The organism is Bartonella sp. OC68QHHN (assembly GCF_042193875.1).
Classification (GTDB): domain Bacteria; phylum Pseudomonadota; class Alphaproteobacteria; order Rhizobiales; family Rhizobiaceae; genus Bartonella; species Bartonella grahamii_A.
Genome location: NZ_JBHIME010000012.1, coordinates 17,049 through 31,394, shown reverse-complemented (window position 1 = coordinate 31,394; position 14,346 = coordinate 17,049). Strand labels below are relative to the sequence as shown.

General features: G+C 39.2%; 6 protein-coding genes and 1 tRNA gene. 2 read left to right on the top strand and 5 right to left on the bottom strand.

Going from position 1 to position 14,346, the window contains the following annotated elements; all coding sequences use genetic code 11:
* Nucleotides 1-112 precede the first annotated feature (112 nt).
* The 5 genes from ACFIJ0_RS00970 to ACFIJ0_RS00950 form a co-directional block, all read right to left on the bottom strand.
* Nucleotides 113-183: transfer RNA gene (locus ACFIJ0_RS00970), tRNA-Gln, on the bottom strand.
* 86 nt (nucleotides 184-269) lie between these two features.
* Nucleotides 270-1,028 (bottom strand): ABC transporter ATP-binding protein, encoded by a 759-nt coding sequence (locus tag ACFIJ0_RS00965; protein WP_375624220.1) that lies wholly within the window; start codon nucleotides 1,026-1,028, stop codon nucleotides 270-272.
* Nucleotides 1,025-1,975: an iron chelate uptake ABC transporter family permease subunit gene (locus ACFIJ0_RS00960; RefSeq protein ID WP_375644075.1), complete on the bottom strand. Its 951-nt coding sequence runs from the start codon at nucleotides 1,973-1,975 to the stop codon at nucleotides 1,025-1,027. The genes ACFIJ0_RS00965 and ACFIJ0_RS00960 overlap by 4 nt, the downstream gene beginning before the upstream one ends.
* Entirely contained in the window at nucleotides 1,968-2,924 is a 957-nt protein-coding gene (locus ACFIJ0_RS00955) for an ABC transporter permease (protein ID WP_375644076.1), read from the bottom strand. Before ACFIJ0_RS00955 ends, ACFIJ0_RS00960 begins: the two co-directional genes overlap by 8 nt.
* Nucleotides 2,925-3,030: 106 nt before the next feature.
* Entirely contained in the window at nucleotides 3,031-3,969 is a 939-nt protein-coding gene (locus ACFIJ0_RS00950; RefSeq protein ID WP_375624222.1) for a siderophore ABC transporter substrate-binding protein, read from the bottom strand.
* 194 nt (nucleotides 3,970-4,163) lie between these two features.
* Here ACFIJ0_RS00950 and ACFIJ0_RS00945 point away from each other — a divergent pair, with 194 nt between their 5' ends.
* A complete protein-coding gene (locus tag ACFIJ0_RS00945) occupies nucleotides 4,164-10,391 on the top strand; it encodes an autotransporter outer membrane beta-barrel domain-containing protein (protein ID WP_375661373.1) in 6,228 nt (2,075 codons plus the stop codon).
* 679 nt (nucleotides 10,392-11,070) lie between these two features.
* Nucleotides 11,071-14,109, top strand: a complete 3,039-nt coding sequence (locus ACFIJ0_RS00940) for an autotransporter outer membrane beta-barrel domain-containing protein (protein WP_375624213.1) — start codon at nucleotides 11,071-11,073, stop codon at nucleotides 14,107-14,109.
* Nucleotides 14,110-14,346: the final 237 nt, after the last annotated feature.

Sequence of the window (14,346 nt, the reverse complement as noted above, 5' to 3'; positions counted from 1 at the left end):
TTGAAGACCCTTTGAGAGCACCTTTAAAACTCTTTGAAAAAAATAAATTGCTACAAAACCTAGTGGCAAATTATACAAAACCCGCTGGCAAGCTACAGCTGGCAAGCTACAGCTGGGGAACCTGGATTCGAACCAAGATTGACGGAGTCAGAGTCCGCTGTTCTACCATTAAACTATTCCCCAGTAGGCAGATTTTGTTATTTTTAGCAGATTTTGCAGGCCACGCAAGCTTAAAAAAATCTGAGTAGATTACTAATAGTAAGAAAAATTCATTGATAATAAAGGGCGATTGGTACGCCATGGATTGTTTGGATCTGAATATCTATATCATAAATGTCTTGAAGAATTTCTGGTTGCATAATTTCTTGTGGTGTTCCACAATAGGCTGCTTTACCATTCTTGAGTGCAACGATCATATCCGAATAGGATGATGCGAAATTAATATCATGCATGACAATGAGAATGGTTTTTTTAAGCTCATCGGCTGTGTGGCGTAATTGCTTCATCATGGAAACAGAATGTTTCATATCAAGATTGTTCAGTGGTTCGTCTAACAAAAGGTAATCAGTATCCTGACAGATGACCATCGCGATAAAAGCACGCTGACGCTGCCCACCAGACAGTTCATCTAAAAAGCGATTTTTTAGATCTTCTAAGCCAAGATATCGGAGTGCGCTGTCAATAAATTGTTTATCTTCGTTGTTATACCAGCCTTTGGAGTAAGGATAGCGGCCAAAACTGACTAAATCGTATACAGTTAGACGAAAGGATAAAGGATTATCTTGACGCAGGATTGATAGTTTTTGCGCCAGAATATCGTGAGGCATTGTGTCAATATCTAAGCCGTCGATGTTAATTGTGCCTTTATCACTCGGTAAAAGACGTCTTATCATCATTAAAAGGGTTGATTTTCCAGAACCATTGGGGCCAATGAGAGAAACAATTCCTCCTTTTGGAAGATGAAGAGATAAGTTATCAATAATCACTCTAGCTCCATAAGACTTGGAAAGGTGATTGATTTCAATCATTTTAGTTTCCCCTTCATTAGTAAAATTAAGAAGGTGATTCCACCACAAAATTCAATAATAAAACTCAAGCGTCCTGCCATATTAAAAACTTGCTCTAAAATGAATTGTCCACCAACTAAACAAATAATAGCCAATAATATCGCAATTGGAACAACAATACTGTGTTTTGCTTGTGGAGAAAGTTCATAAGAAAGGTTGGCAACCAATAGTCCAAAAAAAGTGACGGGTCCTACAAGTGCTGTGGAAATCGATACGAGAATAGAAACAAAAATAAGAATAGCTGTAGCACTTTTGTGATAATCAACACCAAGATTGAGAGCGTTCTCGCGTCCGAGAGAAAGAATATCGAGTAGGTGACGTGAACGCCAACCAATGAGACTAATAATGAAGATAATAATTGTGGCAAAGCTTATTAATGAGGTATTGAATTTATTAAAGTTCGCAAACATGATATCCGTTAAATTCATCATTTGGTCTGGATTTAATTGTAACTGCATGAACATGCGTAAACTGAAAAAAAAGCCCCCTAAAACAACACCAATCAAGAGGGTTAAATGAAGCCCTTTAAGGCTTCCCGAAAATAGCCAGCGAAAAAGGCTTATTGAAAAAATAATGAGAATGAGAGACTCAAGAACGAGTTGTCCTTCTTCATTTAAAAAAGGCAAAGAAAGGGAGCCGAGAAAATAAATCGTAACGGTTTTTATTAAAATATAAAGCTGATCAAACCCCATAATAGAAGGCGTAAGAAGGCGATTATTGACAACTGTTTGAAATAAAACGGTAGAAACGCTTATTGCATAGGCAATGAGAAGAAGAGAGGCAAGTTTGGTTAAACGGAATGTCCACGTATAAATGTTGACATTCCATGTCATATAAAGAATAATTACAGTGCACGCACTTACAATCAGCATTGTCAGTACAAGCTTTGTTGCTTTGTTTTTATCCAAAACGCTTTCTCCAGCGTAAAAGCAGTATAATAAAGATAAAGCTCCCAATAACTCCCATCATTGTGCTTATGGGAATTTCCAGAGAAGGATGAATTATTCGTCCTAAGATGTCACAGATTAATACCAGTCCTGCACCATTGATTGCTACCCATGGAGCTGTATGACGCATATTGTCGCCCATGAAATTTGAAACAATGTTTGGAACAATTAATCCGACGAAGGGGACTCGGCCGATTGTACAGACCACAACGGCGGTGATTGATGAGACGATAAAAAGACCCCAAAACATAACGTTACGATAATTAAGCCCAAGATTGTTAGTAAGATCTTCTCCTAGACTGGCTACTGTAAAACGATCGGCAGTAAAATAAGCAAGAATACACAGGGGAAAAGCGAGCCACAAAAGTTCATATTTCCCATCAATAATCATTGCAAAACTACCAAATAAATAGGCTTGAAGAGAGGGAAGAAGCATTTCATGATCAGCAATCACATTGGTTAATGAGCCAATGACATAGCCAAGCATGATTCCTGTGAGTGGCACAATAAGAACAGATTTTAGAGGAATCTGACGTAATAAAAACATAAAAAGGAGTGCGCCAGTCATCGCAAAAATCGTAGTGACGGCCATTTTTCCTAAAACAGGTATATTAGGTAGGAAAATCATTACAAAAAGAATACCAAGAGAGGCTGATTCAACGGTTCCAGCAGTTGATGGCTCTACAAAACGATTGCGTGCAAGTAATTGCATAATCACGCCTGAGAGTGCAAGTGCTGGGCCTACCAAAAGCACTGAAACTGTACGAGGAAGACGTGTTTGCCAAAAGATAAGCCACGCATGTGGATCGTCTGATAACAGGTCGTAAAGTGTAAAATCCGAATAGCCAACAAAAATACTCAGGATAGATAGTAGGACAAGAACTATTATGGCTATCCAATAATTTTTCACGTTAAAACATTTTCCAATAAAAAGAGCAGAGGTCTTTCACAAACAACTTCTGCTCTTAAAGCTTTATTTTATGATTTGTTGTATGACAAGTAAATTCTTTGTGTATTTATTCGCTTTTTGTAAAGGCTTGATTGAGTTGCTGAGCTGTTTCGTTAAGTCCAGTTAGACCCCCACTCACTCCATACCAGCTCCAAGAATCCAAGTAAATAATTTGGTTTCGTTTTCCAGCTGTTGTGCGTTTGACGAGATCATTATCGAGCAGTTGTGCTGCAGATTGTCCTTCTCGCCCAATTGCGGCATCACGGTCAATAACCAATAGCCAATCAGGATTAGTCTCAAAAATAAATTCTGGAGAAATAAGTTGTCCATGTTTTTGCACGGTTAATTTATCCGTTGCAGGAGTAATTCCAAATGTTGAATGGAAAATATCAAAACGTGATTGAGGACCTAACGCACTTATCTTTCCACCGGATGTCATGAGTATAAGCCCTGTACCTCTCCCATGAGTTTTTTTACGGACTTCTGCTAAATTTTCCTTGAGTTTTGCAATCTGCTCTTCAGCTTCTTTTTCTTTACCAAAAATTTTTCCAAGAATAGACACATTTCGTTCAATATCCTCAAGAGAGTTTTGATTTCCTACGGTCAGGTCAATAGTTGGAGCGATTTTAGACAAATCGTTATATTTAGCTTGAGTTCGCGAGGAGATAATAATGAGATCAGGTTGAAGGACAGCGATCTTTTCATAATTAGGTTCAAAAAGAGTACCAATTTTTTCATATTTTTCGTCATCAAATTGTTGCAAATATGCAGGCTTCTTTCCTTCAGGAACACCGACAACTGCTTCGATTCCAAGGCGGTTCATATTATCAAGCGATGCGAGGTCAAACACAATAACCTTTTTAGGAGATGTGGAAACTTCAGTGCTTCCTGAAACATGATTAATAGTCACATTTGCTGCATTTACACTCGGGTTTATCCATGAAAACATTGCAAAGTTGATTGCAACAACAAAAACAGAAGTTACCCGTTTCAAATATTTGATCATCATTTCATCCTTTTACTTTAATTACAAAGGGTTTATCCCATTGAAAACTTAATTTAGGCATTTTTACGCACAATACGATCACTAAGTAAAAAACATTATGTTGTAAAGCTGTCTAACATATGTTAGAAACCGGTCTCTTATCTTATTTTACTCAATGCCAGTGGCTTTTACAAGATTTATAGAAAGTTGGATATATGATTAACGTAGTTAAAAATCGTACACGTTTATATGCTCTTACAACGAGCGTTCTTTTCTTTTTACAAGGCATGGATGTTTATAGTTCTGGTTGGTGGCCGTTACCAAATCTGCCATTTGGATTGGGCGGCTTGTTGGGTGGAGCAGAGGCTCGTGGTTCTACAGGAGAGGAGGGTCCGGGGAAAACTGCAGAGGCGGGCAGGCAATCTGCAGATGGGCAGATGGCTGCACAGGTGTCTGGCAGTGATGGTGCTCAGCAAAGGCAGCAACAGGCGAATCTGCGTGGGCGGGCGCAACAAGGGACTGAAGCGGAGGGCACTGTACTCCAGTCTCTTGCAAGTCTTTCTTCCTACGACTGTACTCTACAAGATAATGAGCGTCAGCATAATCCTATTTATTGTTATGACGGTGAAGCGCACAAAGTAAAGGGCAGCGCTATTGGGGTAAAAAAATTTGGTGAGAATGCTGTGTATGCAGTGGGAAATAAGGGCGTAAAAGGTTCTGGGCATAGTGTGGGACATGTCAAGGTGCCTTCGGTGCCTATTGCACATAAGGCGACAAGTGTTGCAATGGAGGATGTAAACATCACAGGTGTAACTCCTTCTCAACCGGTTGCGGATGGGGGTGCTTCGCTGCGTGGTGATGTTCAGGGTGCGGGTGGGAAATATGGTTTTGGGAGTGCTGTATTTTCGAGATTAGGCGCAGAGGTTACTTTAAAAAAAACAAATACTCAGGATTTTGTTACTGGGCTTGAGGCAGAAAACGGTGGGCATATTGTTATGGAGGGGGGGCGCATTGAAAAGTCTTATATAGGTGCTTTGGCTGATAATTCATCATCTATTTCTTTGGAGGGAGTAGATATTTATTTAGAAGAGCCTGATGGGAAAGTCCCTTTGGGTGTAAATGTTTTGCAAAGTTTTAGTGGCTCTACTATAAGTATGAAATCCGGATCAATTATTTTTCCATTAGGTGCTGCTGGGGTGTTGTCGGAAAATGAGGGATTTGTAAAATTAGAAGAAGTTAAAATTAACGTTCTTAGAAAAGTGGCAGGTGGAGGAACTACAGAAGTAGGTTCCCGAGGTGCAGGTTTTGGTGGGAAAGATATAAGTGTTGTTTTCGTGTTAAAAGACGGCTTTGTTTCTTCTAACCGTGTAACTTTTAATGGCTCTGATGCTATTGTTCTGTGGGTTGGTAATTCTTTTGTTCTTAACGATACTCTCTTTGATGTTCTTAATGTCTATTCTGGCAATGTTGGTGATACTGATGGTTTTGTTGAGACTGTTGATGCCGCTATTTCTGATGGTACTGGGAAAATTGGTGCTTCCTTTAAGTCTTCGCGTTTTAAAGTGGATGGTAAAAAATCTTATGGTATATATTTTAGTGAGCCATTATTAGAAGGAGCTTTGGTTGAAACGAAAAGTTCCGGAAATCTACTAGAAGGTTTAGGTGATGAACGAGCTGCAACCCAAAAAGAGGCGGCGCAATTAGAAGTGAAGGAGAAAGACGGAGAGGTCATAAGACATGCAGTTATTTTAGAGAATTCTACTCTCAGAGTTCCAGAAGGTGTGGCTATTTATGGTGGGAATTTAAAGGGTTCTGTTGTGGTAGGAAGGGGCTCAACTGTTTCTGGTGATGTGTTGTTGAAAGCTAGTTCTCGTTCCGATTTATCAGTTTTTGTTCATTCTTCTACGATCTTTGGTCCAGCTTACGTTGATAAAGATGCTGATGCGAGGTTTTTTTTGTCTGGATCAGAATGGTATTTAGCAAAAAGTGATGTACAGAGTACATACAGTTCACTAGGATGGAATTGTTCATATTCGTGTATTTCACATATGGGTCTCGTAAATAGTAATGTTAGGTTTGTCTCCCCCTCAGGTAACGATAGAGGTTATAAAACTCTTCACATCGGAAAAGGAAGAGGTACGGTTTACAGTGCTGAGGGTGTTTCTAAAATTTTCTTCAATGCAGATCTGATGCCGAAAAGTGTGGATGATGATGCTACTCAAGTATCTGATAGACTTTTAATTCATGGTGATGTTTCTGGAAAAACCTTGGTGCATGTGAATTCTGTTTCAAATGGTGCAGTATTACGACAGAATGAATCTCAAGATATACCTTACAGCGTTTCAATTATTCAAGTTTTTGGAAGTGCAGAGGAGGATTCTTTTAAGCTAGAACATGGTTATATTACACTAGATGGATTGCCTTATAAGTACGTTCTTCGTGCTTATGGGCCAACTATACCTCCGAAAATGAATTATTTTGATCGAAAATTGGTTGCGAATAGTCGAGATGTTTGGGATTTTCGTTTAGAGAATCAGTATGTTATACCTCTTGTTTCTGGATATACTACTGCAACTAACTTTCAACCTATTTTTAAGCCTAAGCCACGTATTTTAGTTGCTTCTAGTGCTGAAACTGAAACGGGTTCTGGTACTGGTCAAGGTGAAGTAAATGGTCAATCCGTAACTCCTTCTGTATCTGGTGAATCTGCGTCTGTAATTTCTGTTCAAAGTAGTCCACTTGCTAGATCTGAAGATTTTGAAGAATCTGAAACATCTGGTCAACATTCTTCAAATGAAAGAACTGATGTAGGCCTTTCTAATTTGGCTGTATCTAGTAGACATGGACCTTCAGGACTTACTCTATCTCTTGTGTCTGGGGTTCCTACATCTGACGAAGAGAGAGTTGGAAATCGATTAGTAACATCAGCAGATATGGATATTGTACTTTTAGATTCGATGAGTAGCGTTTCTTATGGGAGGGGGGAAGATGTGGAATATGTAATATCTGGCCTTGATGACGCTTCTGAAACTGATCTCTCTGAAATTGGTACTTATGAAACTGGTGTTTATAGGTTAGAATCTGATACACTGGATCATACTGTAACAGATGAGGATGGTCTTGAGGAAACTGTTGTTATGACAGCTGTGTCTACTCTGTCTCCACCTAGTACGTCTCTTTTGTCTACTGTTTCTACAGTGTCTAAGGAAAAAGGATCTATATCTTCTTCACCTACTTTACCTGCGAGATCTGAGACATCGAGCGCTGTAGAATCTCCTTCTTTACCCAATGGATCTCCTGCTGCTCCTAGTGTATCTGGGGAGGAGGCGTCTGTATTATTATCTTCTTCACCTACTTTACCTGCGAGATCTGAGACATCGAGCGCTGTAGAATCTCCTTCTTTACCCAATGGATCTCCTGCTGCTCCTAGTGTATCTAGGGAGGAGGCGTCTGTATTATTATCTTCTTCACCTACTTTACCTGCGAGATCTGAGACATCGAGCGCTGTAGAATCTCTTTCTTTACCCAATAGATCTCCTGTTACTTTTCCAGTGTCTAGGAAACCTGTACCTCTAAATTCATATGCAGCTATCGTACCTCCTCTCTCTTCCACAAAGCCTAAAGTTTCTGGATCTGTTGATCGTGTTGGCAGTGCTAATAATGAAGATGCTTCTTCTCAGTGTAATGATACGGAGCAAAATGGTGTGGGGAGATCGCAAATTGCTTATTCGTGTAGTGATGGTCAATCACATACAATGAGAAATCTTACACTAAAGGCAAGTGATAAGAAACAGCATTCTATGCATGCAAAAAGACAGAATACAATTATCGAGCTAGAGGGTGCTACCATTAGTGGTGCAGATTTTTCATTTGATGATAAAAATAACGTTGATCTTACTCAACTACAGGCTGTGAGTGCTGTGCTTGCGGAAGAAGGGGCAGAAGTTGTTTTGAACAAAAAATCAACAGTGCAATCTTCTCTGATTGGGCTTGAGGCGCAAAGAGGCGGAAAGGTTAAGATGACTGGTGGAGCGGTCAATGTTCATTATGTAGGTGCTTTGGCGGGTTCAGGGTCATCTGTTGATTTAAGTGATACAAAAATTAATATTACGGGGGATTTGGCTGTCGCTGCTTTGGCTAGTAATGCTGGTCAGATAACTATGGATTCTGGGGTTATTACTCTGACAAATGGTGTGGCAGTTAGGTCAGAATCCGGCGGAAATGTTACATTAGACAGAGTTAATATTATTGCAAAAAGAGGACAGAATAAGCCAAATTCAACAGAAACTTTTGGGCGTGCAGCTTTCTTGTTGAGCGATCGTGGCTCTGTTGGTTTTGCGAATGGGAGTGTTGTTACTGATGCTAATGCTTTGTGGATTAGGAATAATGGTGACGTTGTCGAGTCGGGTTCTTCTAGGACAAAGAGATCTTCCCAGATTCGTTCTTCTGTGAATCACGCTAATATTGAATATTCTACTATTAGAGTGGAAGGTGATGAATCCTACGGTATATATTTTGATGGTATGGATCAAAGATCAGTAGGTGCACAGAACCATGCTGCAAATGGAAAGCCCACTAGGCAAACAAGGAGTGTTAAGTCAAGTGTAGTTTCTTCCTCAGAGAAAGTACCTGTGGATATAACAGGGGTGGTTTCATTGAAAAAAACTGATTTTGAGGTTCTAAAAAGTATAGCTATTTATGGTAATAACTCTAGTGGCCGTGTTTCTATAGAAGATAAAGCGCATCTCTCGGGTGACTTATTATTGAGATCTGAAAATAGTTCTAATTTGTCAGTATCTGTTGATAATTCTTTAATTACGGGTGGTGCTCGCGTGGATAGAAGTTCTCATGCAAAATTTGATTTGTCTAATGGAGCCCAATGGCTTTTGACGAAAAGTCAACATCAGCTTCAGCAAAGCGCGAATGCGGATTGCTCAGATTCCTGCATTTCGTCTATAAATCTTGCAAATAGTTCTATTAAGTTTGTACTTCCGACATCGGGAGAGAATCAGTATCAAACGCTTCGTATTGGGAAGGGAAGTGGTACTGTCTACAGTGCTTCTGGTGCTTCAATTCATCTCAATGCACGTTTAAATCCTCATGATCCGAGTGATCAACAAGTAACGGATCGACTTGTCATTCATGGTGATGTTTCTGGAAAAACAAAAATACATGTACGAGGTGATGCGGGCAATGTAGGAGATGTTATAGCGAATAGAAAGATTGCTCACAGTGTTTCAGTTATTCAGGTCTATGGTCAAGCGAAGAAAGATTCTTTCCAACTCGATGGCAATTATGTTGCGCTGAGGAACTCACCTTACAAATATACTCTTCGTGCTTATGCTCCAGAAGCGACTTCGAAACAGGAGCATGTTCAGCAGAAGTTTATGAAGGATGGTGGAGCGTTTTGGAACTTCCGTTTAGAAAATCAGTATGTTAAGTCTATGGGATCTGCTGCTCTTCCTGAACAATTTGCAAGGTCTGTTGTTCCACAGGTGCCGACTTATCTCAGCTTGCCTAATAGTGTATTCCATGCTGGTTTGATGGATATCAGTAATCAAAAGAAGCAGTTTGAGACGTTGCGGATGACTTCCACAGGAATGGTAGAGGTTCGTGAAAATCCTGCTTTATATTTACGCGGCTATGGTGGAAGTTATCGTTATGCTTCGGATTTATCTGCACTTGAATATGGTTATGACGGCGATCTTGACTATCGTGGTGTAGAGGCAGGTGTTCTGCTGAAAACTATTGAAAATGCTGATAATTCTATATCCTTTGGCGTTATGGGAACTTATGGAAAACTTTCTCTGCAGCCTTTGAATGTTGAGCAAAGTCAGAAGAGTGCATTTGATAAATGGACAGCTACAGTATATGGTAGCATGCAGCATAATGTTGGCTTCTATGTCGACAGTCTTTTATCCTATGGTCTGTTCAAAGGTGATGTTCTCACCCGTGCACGGGGTAAAACAGCAACATTAAAAGGTAATCCTTTAAGCGTTTCTTTATCTGGTGGTCAGACAATTGTGACAGGATATGAGGGCTTTGTTTTTGATCCACAAGTTCAGGTTGTTTATCAAAATCTCCAGTTTAATAAGGCTCGTGATATTGATAACTTTGATATTGAGATGGGAAGACTTGATCAGTGGGTGGCACGTGTTGGTGGACGCTTAATCAAGACTCCTACAGGACCTGAAGGCGTGAATGCTGTTGCTTTCTATGGTAAGCTTTATCTTGCTCATGGTTTTGAAGGAAAACAGTCTGTGCATTTCAAGGATGCTTTCAAGTTAGGGGCTTTTGGTTCTTCATTGGAGGCTGGATTAGGCTTTAATGCCAAATTGTTGCCACAGTTTTCTCTACATGCTGACGTTCTCTATCAACATAAGCTTAATAAAGCTGGTTTTTCTGGAACAAGTTTTTCTGGAGGAGTACGTTATCAGTTTTAATATAAGATATATTATGTATTTTTTTTAAAAAAAAAGGCAGCACATTGTGCTGCCTTTTTTCTTTGTAACAACTTGTGTTGTTCTTAAAAGCTGCTCATCTTCTTAATTGAGCAAAAAAAGACATAGTTTATTTTATACATGAGAGCGCTTTTCTACGCTAAAGTGAATTTTCTTAAAATTTATGCTGCTACTGATGCGATAGAGTGGCTCATTTTTAATCGGCTTTTTAAGTGTTCAGCAGTCCAGTATGCGTTACGTTATCCTTTTTGGTACTGTATTGATATTATCTAATATAATATTTGATGTTTTCTAAAACTCGTTTTTGAGAGTTTTTGTTCCACTGATTTAAATCATTGTTTCATTCATCTCCTTGTGGATTAATTTTTAAAGTTCACAAGGTTTAGTTGTATTTTTAATTAATTACACGCACTGATTTTATTTTTCTTTACACGAAATACAGAATGCATTATACACCTATAAAGTGTGATTTTAATTATTCTCTTATAGGTAGTTTTGGCGTAGAGCTTTTGCCAAATTTATTGGGATAATTCATTGCACAGTTCGAATGAGCATGAGGCATGTTCTTTTTGTTACACTTTTCGTATTTTGAGGTGTGCAATGGGATGTTTTGCAGGTGCTTTTATTTTAATGAGAGGGGAAGAAAAGTTTCGAGGGAACTATGATTAAAGTTTTTAGAAATCATGTATGTTTATGTGCTTGTACAACAGCTATCCTCTCTTTGCTTCAAAATGGAGTAGTGGTTGGTGCGAGTGTTGGACATCATTATAGTGGGTCTTCTTATGGTAGTAGAAATATCGAGACCGATATTTATGTCCTCCCAATTGCTCCCACTGTTCCAAACAGCAGTTATCTTATCAGTAGTGTTGATGGGTATCCTATTAGGGATAATAATTCTAGCTTTTTTAGTGGAGGTAGCGAGGAAAAAGCGAGTGCATATGCTCGTGAAATAGATGAAAATGGTAAGCTTATATTACATGATGGAGCATATTATATATGCGATAGTTGTGAAAAAGACAAAATTGATAATCGCTCTTATAATGTTGTACGTGGCGGGCAACCGACGAGCGCTACTGCTATAACGGTGAAAGGAATAGGCACAAGGGTTAGTGGGAAGAATGTAACTGTTAGTAGTCAAGTTGCTGACGAAACTTTTCTAGTGGGTGTGCATGTATTAGAGAACGGTAAGATTGTTTTGGAAGATCCGATTCTCAAAGGCACAGTTATAGCCCTTCGTGCCAGTAATGGAGTGATTGAGGTAAAAAATGGTAAGATTGAGGAAAGTCATGAGGGTGTTGATGCAACAGAGAATTCGTTTGTTCTTTTAGAAGATACAGAAATTAAGACCGCTAATGGGATCGCAAGTCTTTTAAGTTATGATCATTCAGAAGTTTGGATGTCAGGTGGATCAGTTGATTTTATGAACAGCCATGGGATTTCTTCGATGTCAGGTGGAAAAGTAAATCTCGAGAATGTTAAAATTACTGGGAAGGGTGACAGAAGCAAGGATCATGCGGTTGTGCATATGGATTCAGGGAAGGCTGTTAATTTAGAGGGTACTATTGTTAGTGCTGGGAATATCCATGGCATATTATTAGAAACTAAAGTCAATTCTATTCCTCTACAGGAAGTTAAAGATTTATCAAATGAGGATTCTGATTCAAAGATTCCTGTGACTGAAGTTAATATTAAATCCTCTTCTGTTACCGTAAAGGGTAAGGGATCTTATGGTATCTTCTTGCGGGGAGAGAAGCCATGGAGCGAAGGTGAAGCTAAAAAAGAGGAAATTTCATCAGAGGAAGAAAAAGCTCCACCACGATTAGAAGTTGTTAATTTGGATAAAACAGAATTTTCTGTTTTAGACGATGCGGCTCTTTATGGTAGAAACATTATTTCTGGTGCGGTGGGGTTGGTGCACAGCACTCTTCGTTCAGGGAATTTTTTATTAAAAGCTGAGGAAGGTGCTTCTATAACAGTTTTGGCTGATGCTTCTACTCTTGAAGGCCGTACTTACGTTGATAAAAATTCTAATGCCAAACTTTATTTGGGAGGACGTTCTAAATGGATTTTACAACAACCGTTGCAAAAAAATCAACATGAGGCTGCACATGATTCTTCTATTTCATTAGTTAGTCTTATGGGTGAGAGCTCTATTAATTTTAAAAGACACGAATCTTCTTCTGTTGATGATTATCAAACCCTTCGTATTGGAAAGGGGAAGGGTGAAGTTTATAAAGCACTGGACGATGCCTCTATTTCCCTTAATAGCTATCTGAATAGTGGTGGTGCTCTTGATTATCAAAAAACTGATCGTGTTTTAATTCATGGTGATGTTTCGGGAAAAACAAAGCTCCAAGTGCATGCAGTTTCAGGAAGTCCAGGAGGATACACGGGAAGGGGAGGAAATGATGAAGGTATTTCAATCATTCAGGTTTCTGGACAAGCAGAGCAAGATTCTTTTCAGTTGGAAGGTGGTTATGTAGCATTAGATAAATTACCTTATCAGTATAAGCTTTATAGTTATGGTCCAGGGTCTCATTTAGGAAAAGCAAACATGGATCAAAGATTAGTTGAAGGGAATGGAGAATTTTGGGATTTCCGTCTTGAAAGTAGATCTATAGATTCTGATGTTAAACCTAAACCAGATCCTGCTCCAAAGCCTTTCCCTGAGCCAATTCCAGGACCAGAACCTTCTCCAGCACCAGCTCCGGAGCCTCATCCTAAGCCGGGAGTTAGGGCTGTTGTTCCGCAGGTTCCGACTTATCTCCTTTTGCCTAATGCCTTACGTCACATTGGTTTGATGAATGTGAGCAATCAAAATAAGCGATTAGAAGCTTTACGAATTGCTTCTGGGGGCTTATTAGAAAGTCGTGAAAATCCTATCTTTTTTGTGAGCGGTTATGGCGGCAATCATCGTTATACTTCAAATCTTTCCGCGCTTGAATATGGTTATGGCGGCGAGCTTGATTATAATGCCATAGAGGCAGGTGTTTTGCTGAAAGCAATCGAAAATATGTATGGTTCCACTTCTTTTGGAATTATCGGGGCTTACGAGAGATTTTTTTTGCAACCTTTGAATGTTGAGCAGAGTCAAAAAAGTACATTTGATAAATGGTCAGTTACGGCATACGGTGGTATGCAGCATGATGCGGGTTTTTATGTTGATGGTCTTGTGTCTTACGGTTTGTTTAAAGGTGATGTTCTAACAACTGCACGTGGCAAGACGGCAACATTAAAGGGAAATCCTTTAAGTGCTTCATTGACTGCTGGTAAAACATTTATGGTGGGGGAGGGCGGTTTTGTTTTTGATCCGCAAGTTCAAGTTGTTTATCAATATCTTCCATTTAATAAGGTGCGTGATGTAGATGGCTTTGATATTGAGCTGGGAAAGCTTCATCAGTGGGTGGCACGTGTTGGAGGGCGTTTAACAAAGAGGCTGGTCGCAACTGATAAGGCTCAAGTTGTTTCTTTCTATGGCAAGCTTCATCTTGCTCACGGTTTTGAAGGAAAACAATTTGTGCATTTTAAAGATGCTTTTCAGTTGGGTGCCTTTGGTTCTTCGTTAGAAACTGGATTAGGTTTTAATGCCCAATTGTCTCAAAACTTTGCGCTTTACGGCGATTTGGTTTATCAGCACAAGCTAACGAAAGCTGGTTTTTCTGGAACCAGTTTCTCTGGTGGTTTGCGTTATCATTTCTAGTGTTATTGCTGTTTCTAATTGATCTTTGAAAAAGCCACCAGTATAACTTGTGGCTTTTTCCCTTCTTTAAATAGCTTTATATTGTCTAGCATTTTTGAAGATAGGCATCTTGCGCATCTTAAATGCGTTTTTCAGTTGATTTTTTGATTCTGCATTTATATAAAATACAAATTGTATTAATTATCGATAAAATATATTAACATAATATATTAAACGTGTTGCTCGTGCCCAAGGTCG

What these genes read in the sequence shown, in the direction of transcription:
- ACFIJ0_RS00965 (WP_375624220.1), bottom strand. Translation starts at nt 1,028, where the DNA reads ATGATTGAAATCAATCACCTTTCCAAGTCTTATGGAGCTAGAGTGATT.
- ACFIJ0_RS00950 (WP_375624222.1), bottom strand. Translation starts at nt 3,969, where the DNA reads ATGATCAAATATTTGAAACGGGTAACTTCTGTTTTTGTTGTTGCAATC.
- ACFIJ0_RS00945 (WP_375661373.1), top strand. Translation starts at nt 4,164, where the DNA reads ATGATTAACGTAGTTAAAAATCGTACACGTTTATATGCTCTTACAACG.
- ACFIJ0_RS00940 (WP_375624213.1), top strand. Translation starts at nt 11,071, where the DNA reads ATGATTAAAGTTTTTAGAAATCATGTATGTTTATGTGCTTGTACAACA.